This is a genomic window from Neobacillus cucumis (assembly GCF_002860255.1).
Taxonomy (GTDB): domain Bacteria; phylum Bacillota; class Bacilli; order Bacillales; family Cytobacillaceae; genus Neobacillus; species Neobacillus cucumis_A.
Map to the genome: position 1 here is coordinate 215,390 of NZ_PGVE01000035.1, position 17,231 is coordinate 232,620.

The 17,231-nt window shown below is 39.5% G+C and carries 15 protein-coding genes; all 15 read left to right on the plus strand.

Annotated features, from left to right (window positions below; all coding sequences use genetic code 11):
* Window position 1 precedes the first annotated feature (1 nt).
* The 15 genes from CVD27_RS08445 (at window position 2) to CVD27_RS08515 (ending at window position 16,841) form a co-directional block, all read left to right on the plus strand.
* The gene (locus tag CVD27_RS08445; RefSeq protein WP_101647452.1) at window positions 2–250 is read left to right on the plus strand and encodes a YlmC/YmxH family sporulation protein; all 249 of its coding nucleotides are present in this window, start codon (window positions 2–4) and stop codon (window positions 248–250) included.
* Between the two features lie 155 nt (window positions 251–405).
* On the plus strand, window positions 406–1,308 hold the full coding sequence (gene dpaA / locus CVD27_RS08450) for a dipicolinic acid synthetase subunit A (RefSeq protein WP_101647453.1): 903 nt from the start codon (window positions 406–408) through the stop codon (window positions 1,306–1,308).
* Entirely contained in the window at window positions 1,305–1,904 is a 600-nt protein-coding gene (gene dpaB / locus CVD27_RS08455; RefSeq protein ID WP_101647454.1) for a dipicolinate synthase subunit B, read from the plus strand. Before dpaA ends, dpaB begins: the two co-directional genes overlap by 4 nt.
* A 149-nt stretch (window positions 1,905–2,053) precedes the next feature.
* Window positions 2,054–3,103, plus strand: a complete 1,050-nt coding sequence (asd, locus tag CVD27_RS08460) for an aspartate-semialdehyde dehydrogenase (RefSeq protein ID WP_101647455.1) — start codon at window positions 2,054–2,056, stop codon at window positions 3,101–3,103.
* Between the two features lie 31 nt (window positions 3,104–3,134).
* Window positions 3,135–4,370: an aspartate kinase gene (gene dapG / locus CVD27_RS08465; RefSeq protein WP_101647456.1), complete on the plus strand. Its 1,236-nt coding sequence runs from the start codon at window positions 3,135–3,137 to the stop codon at window positions 4,368–4,370.
* A gap of 87 nt (window positions 4,371–4,457) precedes the next feature.
* A complete protein-coding gene (dapA, locus tag CVD27_RS08470) occupies window positions 4,458–5,330 on the plus strand; it encodes a 4-hydroxy-tetrahydrodipicolinate synthase (protein ID WP_101647457.1) in 873 nt (290 codons plus the stop codon).
* A gap of 245 nt (window positions 5,331–5,575) precedes the next feature.
* Window positions 5,576–7,243: a ribonuclease J gene (locus CVD27_RS08475; protein WP_101647458.1), complete on the plus strand. Its 1,668-nt coding sequence runs from the start codon at window positions 5,576–5,578 to the stop codon at window positions 7,241–7,243.
* Window positions 7,244–7,350: 107 nt separating this feature from the next.
* The gene (locus tag CVD27_RS08480) at window positions 7,351–8,103 is read left to right on the plus strand and encodes a ClpP family protease (protein ID WP_101647459.1); all 753 of its coding nucleotides are present in this window, start codon (window positions 7,351–7,353) and stop codon (window positions 8,101–8,103) included.
* Complete coding sequence (locus CVD27_RS08485; RefSeq protein WP_101647460.1) at window positions 8,100–8,336, plus strand: YlzJ-like family protein; 237 nt, start codon at window positions 8,100–8,102, stop codon at window positions 8,334–8,336. The genes CVD27_RS08480 and CVD27_RS08485 overlap by 4 nt, the downstream gene beginning before the upstream one ends.
* A gap of 137 nt (window positions 8,337–8,473) precedes the next feature.
* Entirely contained in the window at window positions 8,474–10,837 is a 2,364-nt protein-coding gene (locus CVD27_RS08490) for a DNA translocase FtsK (RefSeq protein WP_101647461.1), read from the plus strand.
* A 362-nt stretch (window positions 10,838–11,199) separates the two neighbouring features.
* On the plus strand, window positions 11,200–11,925 hold the full coding sequence (locus tag CVD27_RS08495) for a GntR family transcriptional regulator (RefSeq protein WP_101647462.1): 726 nt from the start codon (window positions 11,200–11,202) through the stop codon (window positions 11,923–11,925).
* Window positions 11,926–12,026: 101 nt separating this feature from the next.
* A complete protein-coding gene (locus tag CVD27_RS08500) occupies window positions 12,027–13,106 on the plus strand; it encodes a BMP family lipoprotein (protein WP_101647463.1) in 1,080 nt (359 codons plus the stop codon).
* A 199-nt stretch (window positions 13,107–13,305) separates the two neighbouring features.
* Complete coding sequence (locus CVD27_RS08505) at window positions 13,306–14,841, plus strand: ABC transporter ATP-binding protein (protein WP_101647464.1); 1,536 nt, start codon at window positions 13,306–13,308, stop codon at window positions 14,839–14,841.
* Entirely contained in the window at window positions 14,834–15,880 is a 1,047-nt protein-coding gene (locus CVD27_RS08510) for an ABC transporter permease (protein ID WP_101647465.1), read from the plus strand. The genes CVD27_RS08505 and CVD27_RS08510 overlap by 8 nt, the downstream gene beginning before the upstream one ends.
* A gap of 1 nt (window position 15,881) precedes the next feature.
* A complete protein-coding gene (locus CVD27_RS08515; protein WP_101647466.1) occupies window positions 15,882–16,841 on the plus strand; it encodes an ABC transporter permease in 960 nt (319 codons plus the stop codon).
* Window positions 16,842–17,231: the final 390 nt, after the last annotated feature.

The following is a 17,231-nucleotide window of genomic DNA, read 5'->3' on the forward strand; positions in this document are numbered from 1 at the left end:
AATGAGATTAAGTGAGTTAAGCGGCAAAGAAATTGTCGATGTTAAAAAGGCAGAGCGTTTAGGGGTACTTGGACAAACAGATTTAGAAATTAATGAACACACTGGTCAAATCCAGGCACTTCTCATTCCTTCACTAAAATGGTTTGGTTTTAGAAAACAAGGGGAGGAAATCAGGGTGCCATGGCAGCATATAAAAAAAATAGGATCAGATATGATTATTATTGATGTCCCAGAAGAGAACAGGGATTAAGGGGAGGCCCAAGCAAAAAGACATTTGCTTGGGCTTTTTTTATTTCCTTTCATGGAAAACTCACCGAATCATGTAATCTTACATAAGATGTTGAAGTGATAACAGTAAAAGGAATTCCTAGTTGGATTTATAAAAAAAAGAAGGTGAATGTTTTCATGCTGACAGGGATGCAGATAGCCGTAATTGGCGGTGATGCCAGACAGCTGGAAATCATCCGTAGGTTAACTGAATTAGATGCGAGATTATCGCTTATTGGCTTTGAACAGCTTGATCACGCCTTCACCGGTGCGGTCAAAGAAAAGCTGGACGAAGTGGATTTTTCAAATATGGATGCTCTGATCTTACCTGTGCCGGGTACAAATCTAGAAGGACAGGTAGAAACCATCTTTTCGAACGAAAAGGTTATTTTAACGGGTGAAATCCTAAGCAAAACTCCTGAACATTGTTCCATCTTTTCAGGCATTAGTAACTCCTATTTAAATGGAATAACAAAAGAGGCAAAACGAACCCTCATTCAATTATTTGAAAGGGATGATGTCGCCATCTATAATTCAATCCCAACTGTCGAAGGAACGATTATGATGGCCATCCAGCATACAGATTTTACGATTCATGGTTCAAACGTAGCCGTATTAGGGTTAGGAAGGGTTGGTATGAGTGTAGCAAGAACCTTTGCTGCACTTGGCGCAAAGGTTAAGGTTGGAGCAAGAAAAAGCGAGCATTTAGCAAGGATTACAGAAATGGGTCTTACCCCATTCCACCTAAGTAATCTTGTCAATGAAGTAAAAGATACCGATATATTAATTAATACAGCACCACATTTAATAGTAACGGCAATGGTGATTTCTAAGCTGCCTGCCCATACTCTCATTATTGATTTAGCATCAAAACCTGGAGGGACAGATTTCAGATATGCTGAGAAACGTGGGATAAAAGCACTCCTGGCTCCCGGATTACCAGGAATTGTTGCACCAAAAACGGCAGGTCAAATTCTTGCCAATGTTTTAGCCCAGCTGCTTCAGGAGGATTTAAGAAAGCGAAAGGGGAAAGTTAAATGAGTTTAAAAGGTAAAAGAATTGGCTTTGGTCTAACGGGCTCACACTGTACGTATGATGCTGTATTCCCGGAGATAGAAAAATTAGTTCAAGCCGGTGCAGAGGTAATGCCCGTGGTAACCTCGACCGTTCAAAATACAAATACTCGTTTTGGCAAGGGGGAAGATTGGGTTCAGAGAATAGAAGACTTAACAGGAAATAAGGTTATTGATTCGATTGTAAAAGCAGAACCATTAGGTCCAAAAATCCCTCTCGATTGCATGGTCATTGCTCCTTTAACAGGTGTTTCAATGAGTAAGTTTGCGAATGCTATGAATGATAGCCCTGTATTAATGGCTGCTAAAGCCACGCTTAGAAATTTAAAACCAGTTGTCCTTGGGATTTCAACGAACGATGCTCTTGGATTAAACGGGGTCAATCTAATGCGGTTAATGGCGACAAAAAATATATTCTTTATTCCATATGGTCAAGACGATCCAGTCAAAAAGCCTAATTCAATGGTTGCCAGAATGACATTGCTATCACAAACCATAGAAGCTGCCCTTGAAGGTATACAAATCCAGCCTGTGTTAGTGGAGAGATATAGAGATTCTGACTAAATTTCCCCACTTTCATTAAAAAAGGTTATTTCTTAATAAGAATATGTTAAAATAAATTAATCTTTCATCAGAGGGGGCAGCCCCTTCTGATGTGAATAATAGAAATAACCACTAATGATTCAGTGCAGGATTGAAAGGGGAACTAGAAGATGAGTCAGCAAAAAGGATTTCACGTCGCAGTAGTAGGAGCAACAGGAGCAGTTGGACAGCAAATGATCCAAACATTATTGAAAGAAAACTTTCCAATTAGCAAACTTACCCTACTATCATCAGCACGCTCGGCTGGTAAAGTAGTTGAAGTAAATGGTCAAGAAATAACTATTCAAGAAGCAAAACCTGAAAGCTTTGAAGGAGTCGACATCGCTTTATTTAGTGCAGGCGGAAATGTATCTAAAGAGCTTGCTCCAGAGGCCGTTAAACGCGGTGCTATCGTCGTGGACAACACTAGTGCATTTAGAATGGATGCCGATAAGCCATTAGTTGTACCTGAAGTTAATGAAGCAGATTTGCATGAGCACAATGGTATCATTGCTAACCCGAACTGCTCTACCATTCAAATGGTAGTTGCACTAGAGCCAATCCGTAAAAAATTCGGCTTGAAGAAAGTTATTGTTTCTACTTATCAAGCAGTTTCTGGTGCAGGTGCTATTGCTGTGGAGGAATTAATGGAGCAAACAAAATCCATTTTAGCCGGAGAGACAGTTGAACCAAAAATCTTACCGGTAAAAGCTGACAAAAATCATTATCAAATTGCATTTAATGCAATTCCACAAATTGATAAATTTCAAGATAACGGGTATACATTTGAAGAAATGAAAATGATTAATGAAACGAAGAAAATCATGCATCTTCCGGATTTACAGGTTTCAGCAACTTGTGTAAGACTACCTGTGGCTGTTGGTCACTCAGAATCTGTTTACTTTGAAGTGGAAACTGATGGAGTGAGTGCAGAGGAAATCAAAGCATTATTAAAGGATGCTCCAGGAGTGGTCTTACAAGATGATCCAGCTAACCAAGTTTATCCTATGCCTGCAAATTGTGTAGGAAAAAATGATGTTTTTGTAGGACGTATTAGAAAAGATATTGATGAAGACCGCGGCTTCCATATGTGGGTTGTTTCAGATAACTTACTTAAAGGAGCTGCCTGGAATTCAGTACAAATCGCTGAAAAGTTAGTAGAATTAGGTCTAGTTAAATAAGCTACATCATAAAGGCAGGGTTTGGTGTTAAATGAAAATTATTGTTCAAAAATTTGGCGGAACATCTGTTAAAGATGAAGAAAGCAGAAAGCATGCTCAACGTCATATTGAAAAAGCATTAAGTGAAGGCTACAAAGTAGTTGTCGTCGTTTCAGCAATGGGTAGAAAAGGAGACCCATATGCAACAGATACACTACTATCATTAATTGGCGGCAATCTTAGCAAAATTTCAAAGCGGGAACATGATCTTCTTCTATCTTGTGGAGAGGTTATCTCGAGCATTGTCTTTACAAATATGCTATTAGAGAGCGGAATTAATGCCACAGCCTTAACAGGAGCACAAGCAGGCTTCCGTACCAATAATGACCATACAAACGCTAAAATTAATGAAATGAAATGCGAAAGAATTCTAAGGGAATTAGAGACGAGTGATGTTGTCGTTGTAGCAGGATTCCAAGGTGCGGCCAAAAATGGGGATGTTACTACCATTGGACGTGGAGGCAGCGACACATCTGCTTCAGCATTAGGTGCGGCCTTGAACGCTGAATGGATTGATATCTTTACTGACGTAGAAGGCATTATGACAGCCGACCCGCGGATTGCAGAAAATGCCCGGCCTCTTTCTGTTGTAACCTATACAGAAGTATGTAACTTAGCTTATCAAGGGGCAAAGGTGATTCATCCTAGAGCGGTTGAAATTGCCATGCAGGCAAAAGTGCCGATTAGAATTCGTTCCACCTATTCTGATTCACTTGGGACACTGGTCACTTCTATAAATAAAGAAAATCGGGGAAGCGACATTAAAGAACGGACAGTAACAGGGATTGCACATGTATCAAATGTAACACAAATAAAGGTCTTTGCTAAAAAGGATCAATATAACCTGCAGGCAGAAGTGTTTAAAGCAATGGCAAATGAAAAAATCAGCGTTGACTTTATCAATATTTCTCCAAACGGTGTGGTTTACACAGTTACAGATGAAATGACCGATCGTGCATTAAAGGTTTTAGAAGAATTAGGTCATGAACCTGTGGTAGAGCGCCATTGTGCGAAAGTCTCAGTTGTTGGTGCAGGAATCGCCGGTGTACCAGGAATAACCTTTAAAATTGTCACAGCGTTATCAAATCATGGAATTCGTATTTTACAATCAGCAGACAGCCATACAACTATTTGGGTACTGGTTAAACAGGAAGACTTAGTCAAATCCGTAAATTCCTTGCACGATGCCTTTCAATTAGAAGAAGAAACAGTGGAGTATAATCTCTAAGAATGCGAATCCGAGAAAAACAAAGTTTTGAAATGGAATGATGCGATACAACGGATAGGTTCCGTTTGTATTGAAAGGAGTACAAAAATGGTTCATTTCGGGCGAGTGTCAACAGCGATGGTAACCCCTTTAGATAAAAAAGGGCATATTGACTTTGGAAAAACCACTCAATTGGTTAATTATTTGATTGAAAATGGCACTGATTCCCTTGTAATTGCAGGAACAACCGGAGAATCACCTACGCTTTCCAAAGAAGAAAAGCTGGCTCTATTTGATCATGTTGTAAAGGCTGTAAAAAAGCGTGTTCCAGTAATTGCTGGTACGGGTAGTAATAATACGTATGCCTCGATTGAATTAACAAAAAAGGCGGAGCAGCTCGGTGTTGATGCCATTATGGCAGTAGGCCCTTATTATAATAAGCCGAACCAAGAAGGGTTGTACCAGCACTTTAAGGCAATTGCGGAAGCAACAACACTTCCCATGATGGTTTATAATATTCCGGGGAGGTCATCCGTCAATATCCAGCCTCAAACAGTGGTACGACTCTCAAAAATCCCTAATATTGTGGCTGTAAAAGAAGCAAGCGGCGATTTAAATGCAATGACACACATTATTGCCAATACGCCAGAAGATTTTGCCCTTTACAGTGGAGATGACAGTTTAACGATCCCGGTTCTATCAATTGGTGGTGCTGGGGTTATTTCCGTAGCATCTCATGTGATAGGAAATGAATTGCAGGAAATGGTAAAAGCATTTTTTGATGGGGAAAATGCAAAAGCGGCAAAACTACATCAACATTTGCTTCCACTCATGCAAGGTCTTTTTGCTGCTCCTAGTCCAGCACCTGTTAAAACTGCATTACAAATAAAAGGGTTGGATGTCGGTCCCGTTAGACTTCCGCTTGTTGGTTTAACAGAACAAGAAAGGTCTACTCTTACATCTCTACTCAAAAGCCTATAAATGATCAAGAGCTAATCGAATGTTCTGTTCGGTTGGCTCTTTTTTACTTTTTAAGCTGCTATGTTTCCTAAAATAATGATTATTGGTTGTAAAGGTTTTCAGGTATCAAGTATAATAATCATAACTGATCTTGGGTCGGCGATAGAAAAGTGGAGAACCGTATCTTGTTTTGTGTTCAATACCGGTAGCTTCACTTGGCTTTATATGCAGTATCTATTCATTGTCAGCATAGGAGGAAACGGAAATTGATAAAGAAAAAGAATACTTCCATTAAGTTTATTGCACTTGGTGGTATAGGAGAAATCGGAAAAAATATGTATCTTGTTGAGGTGGACAAGGACATATTTATTATTGATGCTGGCTTAATGTTCCCCGAGGAAGAAATGCTTGGTATCGATATGGTTATACCTGATTTAACATACTTACGGGATAATAAGGAACGGGTAAAGGCGATTTTTTTAACACATGGTCATGAAGATCATATTGGTGCTCTTTCTTATGTGCTTCGTCATGTTGATGCCCCTGTGTATGGTACGAAACTTACCCTTGCTCTTGCTAATGCAAAATTAAAAGAGCAAGAGTTTGATGGCTCAGCTAATTTTATAGAGGTGAACTCGGACACAATCGTGGAATTAGAAAGCGTACAAGCTAGTTTTTTCAGAACGAATCATAGCATTCCGGACTCAGTTGGGGTTTGTATTCATACCTCTGAGGGGATTATTGTTTATACTGGAGATTTTAAGTTTGACCAAGGTGCAGCCAAGTTATATAAACCAGAAGTTGGGAAGATGGCTTCTATTGGAGATCAAGGAGTATTGTGTCTTTTATCTGATAGTACTGAAGCTGAAATCCCTGGTTATTCGACTTCAGAAGCAATCGTTGAACGGGAAATGTCAAATGCCTTTTATAATGCGCCTGGGCGGATTATTGCCGCTTGTTTTGCATCAGATATAAATCGGATTCAGCATATTTTTAATGCCGCAACTGAGAATGGACGTAAAGTTGCCGTTGTTGGGAAGAGCCTCGAGCGAATTTTCCATATAGCCCTTGATTTGGGATATTTGGAAGTAGATGAAGATGTAATTATCCCAGTTAGTGAAATTAAAAACTACCAGGATCGGGAAATTGTTGTATTAATGACAGGGAGTCAAGGTGAACCGATTGAGGCATTGCAGAAGATGGCCAAGCAATCACATAAACTGTTAAATATCCAGAAGGGTGATACTGTTTTAATTGCTGCCTCTCCATTAAAAGGTAGTGAGGTCTTCTTATTTAAAACGATTGATATGCTGTTTAGAGCTGGGGCACATGTGATTTCAGGCAAACGTACGCTTCATGTATCAAGTCACGGGAGCCAAGAAGAATTGAAGTTCATGATTAATCTAATGAAACCGAAGTTCTTTATCCCTGTACACGGTGAATTTCGAATGTTGAAGGCACATCGGAAAGTAGCATTGGAATGTGGTCTAATGGATCAACAGATTTTAATTCCTGACCGCGGAGATGTTGTTGAATGGAAAGAAGACAGTTTTGGAATTGCAGGTAAAGTTCCATCGGGTAACGTTTTGATTGATGGGATTGGTGTAGGTGATGTAGGTAATATTGTTTTACGTGACCGTAAGCTATTATCTCAAGACGGCATTCTGATTGTTGTTGTCACATTGACAAAGCAAGAAAAGAAGATTGCCGCTGGACCTGAAATTATTTCAAGGGGCTTTGTATATGTACGGGAGTCAGAAAAGTTAATGGATGATTCTACAAAATTAGTACATGACATTGTGGAAAGAAATACAGCAAAAAGTACGTTTGAATGGGCAAGTTTAAAACAGGAAATAAGAGATGAATTAAATCGATTTTTATATGAAAAAACAAAAAGACGCCCAATGATCCTCCCGATTATCATGGAAGTCTAACACAAAAAGGCACTGGTTTAATGAACCGGTGCCTTTTTATAATTTGAGCATGAAATTTTATCATAGGTAAATACTAAAAATATAACGTGCTTGAAGGGAGTAGTAGGATGAATAACGATTACCTCAACAATGATACCGGTAAACAAGAAGGACAAGAGCCTCAAAAAGAGGAAAAAACTTCTCCATTAATAGAAAAAATTCAACAGCTGGGACAAACGAATGTTCCTCAGCTTTCAACTGATTCTAGTATTCATTGTTTAACCATAATTGGCCAGATTGAAGGACATATGGCTTTGCCTCCTCAAAATAAGACAACCAAATATGAGCATTTACTGCCACAGCTTGTGGCAATTGAACAAAACCCAAAAATCGAAGGGGTCCTCATAATTCTGAATACGGTTGGCGGAGATGTCGAAGCAGGATTAGCTATTTCAGAAATGATAGCCTCTATCTCAAAACCAACCGTTTCGATTGTCCTTGGCGGAGGACACTCCATCGGCGTGCCAATTGCTGTATCCTGTGATTATTCATTTATTGCCGAAACAGCTACCATGACGATTCATCCTATCCGCCTGACAGGACTGGTGATTGGAGTTCCTGCGACCTTTGAATACTTGGATAAGATGCAGGAACGGGTAGTAAATTTCGTAACAAAGCATTCGAAAATTACAGAAGAAAACTTTAAAGATCTAATGTTTGCGAAAGGAAACCTGACAAGGGATATCGGTACAAATGTGATTGGTGTGGATGCTGTTAAATCTGGATTAATTGATGAAGTTGGCGGCCTTGGGCCAGCAATGAAAAAATTAAACGAAATGATTGAACTTCAAAAGAGTAAAAACGAGGGAATGATTCAATGATTCTTTATACGATGATGCCAAATGAACTCATTTTTCCAACCGAAATGGAAGCTGAGAGTAAACAAAAGATGATTACTTATCAGGGGGTTCAAATGCTAGTAGAACCAACAGACTCTGAACATGTTCAAGTGGTTCGTATTTTAAGCACCGACCCACAGCATTATATGAATGACCAGTTATGTCCAGGAGCAAAAATTTCTTTCGCTAACCTTAGCGGATTATCGGCATTGTAATAGTAGAATATGGTATAATTATAAAAGGAGAAAAAGAGCAGCCAGCATTGGGCTGCTCATTTTTATACATAAATGGAGACTTAGTTTTAAGAGTTTGGTTAAATTTAGGGGACTAAAATATAGTACAAGGTGATTAGATGGCCAAAAAAAAGAGAAGACAACCAAAAAAGAGAGACAATCATTTAAAAAAAACCGTTCAATATGAATTAACTGCTTTAGCTATTTTAGCTTTAGCCATCATTTCGATTGCTAAGTTAGGAGCAGTTGGAAAAGCCACCGTTCTATTCTTTCGTTTTTGGATGGGAGAATGGTATATGCTTGGCCTTTTAGGCCTAGTTATATTGAGTGTTTATTTAATGTGGAAACGCAGTATTCCTTTTATTTTTCATATAAAGTTAGTTGGCACCTATTTTATTGTAGCAGCCATCCTTTTATTAAGTCATGTCACACTTTTTCATTTACTGACAAACGATGGAAAATTTAAAGACCCAAGTGTTATTAGTAATACATGGGAGTTATTTATGATGGAACTTAGAGGGGAGACCAGCACCACTGACCTGGGCGGAGGAATCCTCGGAGCCATTTTATTTGCTGTATTTCACTATCTATTTGCAGAGACAGGTACAAAAATTATTGCATTTATTTTTATTATTATAGGAATTATCTTACTCACTGGTAAATCTTTTGGTGATTTTATTGGTAAAATCATCATTACTTTGATTGATTTTTCAAAAGGACAATGGGAAGCATTTAAGTTAGATATGTCTGAATGGAAACAAAAACAAACAGACCGCCGGAATGAGCGTATTGCCGAGAAGCAAAAAGAAAAAGAAAACCGTCGAAGTCGAAGTGAACCGGCCCCTGTGATCAACAACCAGGTTCAGGAACAGGAAGAAACCATTATTCCTGAGCCAATTATCTCTAGTTTTGCGGACCGGGCTTATGGAGAAGAGCCCGTTAGTCCTCAGCCTGAACCAGAAGAAGCCAAAGGGAAACAGCAAAAGAGTAAAACAGAAGACGAGGATGATGACAATACTCCGCCAATTTCGTTTACTGAAGCCGCAGTGGAAAATGTGTCTTACGAATTACCACCGCTCCGGTTATTAAAAGCACCAAGGAAAACAGATCAAAGTGGTGAATATGAATTAATTCACGCCAATGCCGCTAAACTTGAACGTACATTCCAATCCTTTGGTGTAAAAGCCCGTGTTACCCAAGTTCATTTAGGACCAGCTGTGACAAAATACGAGGTTCATCCAGATGTGGGCGTTAAAGTTAGTAAAATTGTCAGCTTGAGTGATGACATAGCCTTGGCACTTGCTGCTAAAGGGATTCGGATTGAAGCTCCTATTCCTGGGAAATCCGCGATAGGAATTGAGGTGCCAAATTCGGAGGTAGCAATGGTTTCTTTAAGAGAGGTACTAGAAACTACCCAAAATGATAAGCCTGATGCAAAACTATTAATAGGACTTGGCAGGGATATAACAGGGGAAGCGGTACTTGCCGAATTAAATAAAATGCCCCATTTGCTTGTTGCAGGAGCTACTGGAAGCGGAAAGAGTGTTTGTATTAATGGAATTATCACAAGCCTTTTGATGAGAGCAAAGCCGCATGAAGTTAAATTAATGATGATTGACCCTAAAATGGTAGAATTAAATGTCTATAACGGCATTCCGCATTTACTTGCACCAGTAGTTACAGATGCAAAAAAAGCATCGCAGGCATTGAAAAAAGTAGTGAGCGAGATGGAAAGACGGTACGAATTGTTTTCCCATACTGGTACACGTAATATTGAAGGATACAATGATTATGTCAGAAAACATAATCTCGAGGAAAATGATAAGCAGCCATTGTTACCGTTTATTGTCGTCATTGTTGATGAGTTGGCTGATTTAATGATGGTTGCATCTTCAGACGTGGAAGATTCCATTACACGATTAGCTCAAATGGCCCGTGCAGCCGGTATTCACTTAATTATCGCCACACAACGCCCATCCGTAGATGTCATTACGGGAGTTATTAAAGCGAATATTCCATCACGAATTGCTTTTGCCGTTTCAAGCGCAACCGATTCTAGGACCATCCTTGATATGGGCGGTGCAGAAAAACTGCTCGGAAGAGGGGATATGTTATTCCTGCCTGTTGGTGCTTCAAAACCTGTTCGGGTGCAAGGGGCATTTCTTTCAGACCAAGAGGTAGAGGATACAGTGGAATTTGTCATTTCTCAACAAAAGGCACAATACCAAGAAGAAATGATACCAGATGATATTCCAGAGGTTACTGGCGCCGTTGATGATGATTTGTATGACGAGGCAGTAGAGTTAATTATTGAAATGCAAACGGCTTCTGTGTCGATGCTTCAACGGAGGTTTAGAATTGGCTATACAAGGGCTGCCCGCCTTATCGATGAAATGGAGGCTCGAGGTGTGGTGGGTCCATATGAAGGAAGTAAACCTCGATCCGTATTGCAGGCAAAACCAAAAGAGGAGCAGAGTTCATAAACCTCTAAACTCACAGGGACATAAAGACCCAAACTTAAAGAGAGACATCTTAAAACACTAAAAAAGAGCCGCTTGGCTCTTTTTTTTAGACTATTTTTAAGAAAAATTGATACTATAGTAGTAGGTGGAAATGATTATAATTAATCATACTTTTTTCATTTTTCAGCGTTTTTCGACATAACTTAAGTCGATTTTTGGGTATATTGTAAGCGGCATCCTAAATGTCAGCATATTTATCTCCTTTTTTCGACTAATTTTTATATTCCTATTTATTTATCCAAGAAAAAATGTTAATATAAATCCGATTAGTAGGAATGATATCAGATGTCTGATGTCTTAGGAAAAAGGCTGGAGGAAGCAGCATGTCAATAAAGTCAGATAACCGGCACTTATATTTACAAGTAATCGATCGGTTGAAGCAGGATATTGAAAATGGGGTATATAAAGAAAAAGAAAAGCTGCCATCAGAATTCGATCTTGCTAAACAACTGGGGGTAAGCAGAGCGACTCTTAGGGAAGCACTTCGTATTCTTGAAGAGGAAAACGTTATTATCAGGCGCCATGGTGTTGGTACCTTTGTTAACGCAAGACCTATGTTTACTTCTGGGATTGAACATCTAAATAGTGTCACTGACATGATTAAACAAGCTGGAATGAAACCAGGAACTATTTTTTTAAGTTCATCAACCCAAGGACCTACCGAAGAGGATGTTCGACGTTTCTCATGTTCTACTAGTGAGGAGATTTTCGTGATGGAGAGAGTTAGAACCGCAAACGGAGAACCTGTTGTTTATTGTATTGATAAGGTTCCTGAAAGCATTTTGCCTGAGACATTTTCCCATGAGGAAGAATCCATTTTTCAAATTCTAGAAGAAGAGGCAAATCGCAAAATTACATACGCTGTGGCTCATATTGAGCCAATAGGCTATCATGAAAAAATTTCCCCAATTTTAGAATGTGAACCTGAAACTGCTCTGTTAGTTTTGAAACAGATGCACTTTGATGAAATGGATGAGCCTGTCTTGTTTTCGGTAAACTACTTCAAAGCGGATAAATTTAGTTTTCATGTATTAAGAAAAAGATTTTAATATTTTTTTTAATACATGTAAACGTAAACACGTAAACTTTCAAAACATTTCTACCTAATCAAACAGAAATAAAAACAAACATTCTTAGGGGGTACAATACCTTGAAAAAGCGTAACATTGGAATGACGCTATCTCTAGTTCTTGCTGCTGGGACACTTTTAGGTGCATGTGGAAAAAGCGATAACAACAAAGATACATCTAAAGGTGGAGACAAAGAGAAAGCATTCTCTGTAGCAATGGTTACTGACGTTGGCGGTGTTGATGACAAATCATTTAACCAATCTGCTTGGGAAGGTCTTCAAAAATTTGGTAAAGATAATGGCCTAGAAAAAGGTAAAGGCGGATATGATTACGTTCAATCCAAATCTGATGCCGACTATGCTACCAACTTAAACACTCTTGCACGTCAAGATTTTGATTTAGTTTTCGGAATCGGCTTCTTAATGCAAGGTGCTGTTGAAGAAATTGCAAAGCAACAAAAAGATCATCACTTCGCTATTGTTGATTCTGAAGTAGATCAGCCAAATGTTGCTAGTATCCTATTCAAAGAACAAGAAGCTTCATTCCTTGCGGGTGTTGCAGCTGCTATGACAACAAAATCCAATAAAATTGGATTTATTGGTGGTGTCGAAGGAGCTGTTATTGAACGTTTTGAAGCAGGATTTGTAGCTGGTGTGAAGGCGGCAAAACCAGAAGCGACTGTTGACATTCAATACGCTGGTGCATTTGACAAAGCAGAACTTGGACAGTCCATTGCTTCGAAAATGTACTCTTCCGGGGCAGATGTAGTTTTTCACGCTGCTGGCGGTACAGGTGTTGGTTTATTTAAAGAGGCTAATGACCTTAAGAAAAAAGATCCTTCTCGTGAAATCTGGGCAATCGGAGTTGACAGTGACCAAGCAAACATGGGTCCTGATATTGTCTTAACTTCCGCTCTTAAACGAGTTGACAATGCAGTTATCGACGTTTCAACAAAAGCAAAAGATGGGAACTTCCCTGGTGGAAAAGTTGCATTATACGGACTTGCAGAAGACGGTGTTGGTTTAGCGCCTATTAACAGCAAAGCTCCAAATAAAGCTGCCATTGAAACGGCTGTAAAAGACTGGACTGACAAAATTAAATCTGGTGCTATAAAAGTTCCTGGCACACGTGCTGAATTAAAAACTTTTAGTGCAAAATAATATAAAGGAATAAGCGGGGCATCACTCCTGCTTATTCCTTCTTAATGAAATCCTAACTGAAGTGTAGAAAACCTTTTCTACCTTTCATTTAAGATTTTAGTGGGGAGATAATCCCTGTTTTTTTAAAAATCTGAAAGGTCTGACCTCTTACTACTATTGGTCAAAATTTCCTTTTATCTTATCGCAGGGAGTGAGAAAGATGAATTTTGTAATTGAAATGCTCAACATTCGTAAAGAATTTGGCGGTTTCGTTGCGAATGACAACATTACCCTTCAATTAAAGAAGGGCGAAATTCATGCATTACTTGGTGAAAATGGTGCAGGCAAATCCACCTTAATGAATGTCCTTTTTGGACTATATCAGCCGGAAAAAGGCGAAATAAGGGTCAAAGGGAAACCTGTTAAAATAACAAACCCTAATATTGCTAATGATTTAGGAATCGGAATGGTTCACCAGCATTTTATGCTTGTCGATACATTTACAGTTACGGAAAATATTATTCTTGGCCGGGAGATTACAACTGGCGGTCGAATCGATCTTAAAAAAGCAGAAAAAGAGGTTCGTGAAATTTCTGAACGGTACGGGTTAGCTGTTGACCCTCAAGCAAAAATTTCTGATATTTCCGTGGGAATGCAGCAAAGGGTAGAAATTTTAAAAACATTATATCGTGGAGCTGAAATTGTCATTTTTGACGAGCCATCTGCCGTGCTGACACCCCAAGAAATTAAAGAGCTTATGCAAATTATGAAAACGCTTATAAAAGAAGGTAAATCTATAATTCTCATTACCCACAAATTAAAAGAGATTATGGAGGTAGCCGATCGTTGTACGGTTATTCGTAAGGGTAAAGGGATTGGAACGGTGAATGTAAGTGAAACGAATCCGAATGAACTTGCGAGCTTAATGGTGGGACGTGAAGTAGTCTTTAAAACAGAAAAGGCTGAAGCAAAACCTGGGCAGGGTGTACTAGAGGTTCAAAATTTAGTTGTAAAAGATCCCCGTGGAATCAATATTGTAAATGATCTTAATCTTTCAGTGAATGCTGGTGAGATTGTTGGTATCGCTGGTATTGATGGAAATGGACAAACCGAACTTATTGAGGCCATCACAGGATTACGGAAGGCAGAAAGCGGCAGCATTAAATTAAACGGCAAAGATATAATCAACCAAACGCCGAGAAAAATTACGGAATCCGGTGTGGGGCATATTCCACAAGACCGTCATAAGCATGGCTTGGTCTTAAACTTCCCTATTGGCGAGAACATGGTTTTACAAACTTATAATAAAAAACCGTACTCAAAAAGCGGGGTTTTAAATTTCAAAGAAATCTATAAAAAAGCTCGAACGTTAATTAGCGAGTATGATGTTCGGACACCTAGCGAATATACATTGGCTCGTGCACTTTCTGGAGGAAACCAGCAAAAGGCAATTATTGGACGTGAAGTTGATCGGAATCCGGATCTGCTGATTGCAGCACAACCTACGCGTGGTCTGGACGTTGGCGCTATTGAATTTATTCATAAGCGTCTTATTGAGCAGCGCGACAATGGGAAAGCAGTTTTGCTCGTTTCCTTCGAACTGGATGAAATATTAAACGTGAGTGACCGTATTGCTGTTATCTATGAGGGGAAAATCGTTGCCATTGTCAATCCAAAAGAAACATCAGAACAGGAGCTTGGCTTGTTGATGGCTGGGTCAAATAGAAAGGAAGCAGGTGAACACTCGAATGCTTAAACGTTTTAATAATATTTTAACACCCATTATTGCCGTTTTATTAGGGATTATTGTCGGAACCATTATTATGGTAGTCAGTGGTTACGATGCCGTGGCGGCCTTCACGGCACTATGGAACGGGGCTTTTGGGGAATCTTATTATGTTGGGGAAGTAGTCAGACAGTTTACACCTTATATTCTAGCCGGTTTAGCCGTGGCTTTTGCTTTTCGAGTAGGTTTATTTAATATTGGTGTTGAAGGACAATTCTTAGTCGGCTGGCTCGCAGCGGTTTGGGTTGGGGTAGCCTTTGATCTTCCTAAAATTATTCATTTACCGCTTGCCATTTTAGCGGCGATGGCAGCAGGTGCTTTATGGGCATTTATCCCAGGTTTCTTAAAAGCACGCTTTCGAGTACATGAAGTTATCGTAACCATTATGATGAACTACGTCGCCTTGCACGTTACGAATTACATTATTAAAAATATTATCACTGATAATAAGGATAAAACGGACTTGGTCAAAGAATCTGCGTCCTTAAGATCAGACTGGTTACAAAGTATTACAGATTACTCCCGATTACACTGGGGGATTGTAATAGCTATTATCGGTTGTTTTGTTATGTGGTTTTTACTTGAAAGAACAACAAGAGGCTTTGAATTACGCGCAGTTGGTTTCAACCAGCATGCTGCGCACTACGCAGGAATGAGTGTCAATAAAAATATAATCCTTTCTATGGTTATTGCAGGCGCATTTGCTGGTTTAGCAGGAGCTATGGAAGGGTTAGGAACTTTCGGTTATGCCACAGTTAAAGGCGGGTTTACCGGTGTAGGATTTGATGGTATTGCTGTTGCCTTGCTTGGTGGAAATACTTCCATAGGTGTATTTTTCTCAGCGTTACTATTCGGTGCATTAAAAGTAGGGGCATTGAACATGCCGCTTGAAGCGGGAGTTCCGAACGAACTGGTAGATATCATTATTGCCTTGATTGTATTCTTCGTTGCTTCAAGTTATATAATAAGGGTGTTTCTTGATCGATTCAGTAAGAAGGAGGTGAAGTAAGATGAGCTTAATGGAAATCTTAATGATTGTTGTTCCATCCACATTGTTATGGGCTGCTCCTCTTGTCTTCACTGCATTAGGCGGTATCTTTTCAGAGCGTTCTGGGGTAGTAAACATTGGTCTTGAGGGTTTAATGGTTATTGGGGCATTTACTGCCATTGTATTTAACCTTACGTTTGTTGATACATTCGGTAACTGGACTCCATGGATTGCCATTATCGTTGCAATGGTAGCTGGTGCCATATTCTCATTGTTACATGCCGTTGCAGCCATTACATTCCGTGCCGATCATACAGTTTCAGGTGTGGCGATTAACTTATTAGCTTCAGGTTTAACATTGTTCCTTGTCAAGCTTATCTATGATAAAGGTGAAACTGACATTATCAGCCAGGGCTTTAATAAAATTGATATCCCGGTCTTAAAGGATATCCCGGTTATCGGTAAAATATTTTTCCAAAACACTTATTGGACATCTTTCTTAGCAATTATTGTTGCCATTATCGTTTGGTATGTTGTGTTTAAAACACCTTTTGGTCTTCGTCTCCGTTCCGTAGGGGAACATCCAATGGCGGCAGATACCATGGGGATAAACGTGACAAAAATGCGTTATCTTGGTGTTATTATTTCAGGAGCACTTGGCGGTATTGGAGGCGGAGTTTATGCACAATCCATTACATCTAACTTCAGCCACTCTACGATCAGTGGTCAAGGCTTTATGGCGTTAGCAGCAATGATCTTTGGTAAATGGCATCCGCTTGGTGCAATGGGTGCAGCCATATTCTTTGGTTTTGCTCAAAGTATCAGTATCATTGGTTCAAGTTTACCGTTCTTAAAAGAAATTCCAAACGTGTACTTGTTAATTGCTCCTTACGTGTTAACTGTACTAGCGTTAACTGGTTTCATCGGCCGGGCCGATGCACCAAAAGCAAGTGGTACGCACTATATCAAAGGAAGCCGTTAATAATCAAGAGCTCTCATTTTTATGAGGGCTCTTTTTTAAGTGTGCCAGGCATGGCAACTATCTAGGTGGTGAAAGTCCACTGTGGGGGTACACATCGACCAACCGCTAAGGAAGCGCAAGATACTTACCGTGAGGTAAGGGCTGGAGGAAGCGTGGAATAAAATCTTGGCTCGACGAACAGAAATCTGATACTAAGGCTTTATGAAGGGATGAGACTCCTTAACAAGTCAAAGTCCAAAAAGATGTGCGTAACTTTATGGAGTAAATCAGGCGAGTAAAAGAGGAAAGATAGTTGCCTTACCCTGGGAGGTTTTGCGGATGTACATTGGTACAGTCGAAAAAGGTTAGCCGCAAGAAGTCAGCAGAAGCCATAGTAGTGAAATTAATTCA

Coding starts and splice junctions, on each gene's coding strand:
- CVD27_RS08505 (WP_101647464.1), top strand. CDS start 13,306: ATGAATTTTGTAATTGAAATGCTCAACATTCGTAAAGAATTTGGCGGT.
- CVD27_RS08485 (WP_101647460.1), top strand. CDS start 8,100: ATGATTCTTTATACGATGATGCCAAATGAACTCATTTTTCCAACCGAA.
- dpaB (WP_101647454.1), top strand. CDS start 1,305: ATGAGTTTAAAAGGTAAAAGAATTGGCTTTGGTCTAACGGGCTCACAC.
- dpaA (WP_101647453.1), top strand. CDS start 406: ATGCTGACAGGGATGCAGATAGCCGTAATTGGCGGTGATGCCAGACAG.
- dapG (WP_101647456.1), top strand. CDS start 3,135: ATGAAAATTATTGTTCAAAAATTTGGCGGAACATCTGTTAAAGATGAA.
- CVD27_RS08515 (WP_101647466.1), top strand. CDS start 15,882: ATGAGCTTAATGGAAATCTTAATGATTGTTGTTCCATCCACATTGTTA.
- asd (WP_101647455.1), top strand. CDS start 2,054: ATGAGTCAGCAAAAAGGATTTCACGTCGCAGTAGTAGGAGCAACAGGA.
- CVD27_RS08480 (WP_101647459.1), top strand. CDS start 7,351: ATGAATAACGATTACCTCAACAATGATACCGGTAAACAAGAAGGACAA.
- CVD27_RS08445 (WP_101647452.1), top strand. CDS start 2: ATGAGATTAAGTGAGTTAAGCGGCAAAGAAATTGTCGATGTTAAAAAG.
- CVD27_RS08495 (WP_101647462.1), top strand. CDS start 11,200: ATGTCAATAAAGTCAGATAACCGGCACTTATATTTACAAGTAATCGAT.
- dapA (WP_101647457.1), top strand. CDS start 4,458: ATGGTTCATTTCGGGCGAGTGTCAACAGCGATGGTAACCCCTTTAGAT.
- CVD27_RS08510 (WP_101647465.1), top strand. CDS start 14,834: ATGCTTAAACGTTTTAATAATATTTTAACACCCATTATTGCCGTTTTA.
- CVD27_RS08490 (WP_101647461.1), top strand. CDS start 8,474: ATGGCCAAAAAAAAGAGAAGACAACCAAAAAAGAGAGACAATCATTTA.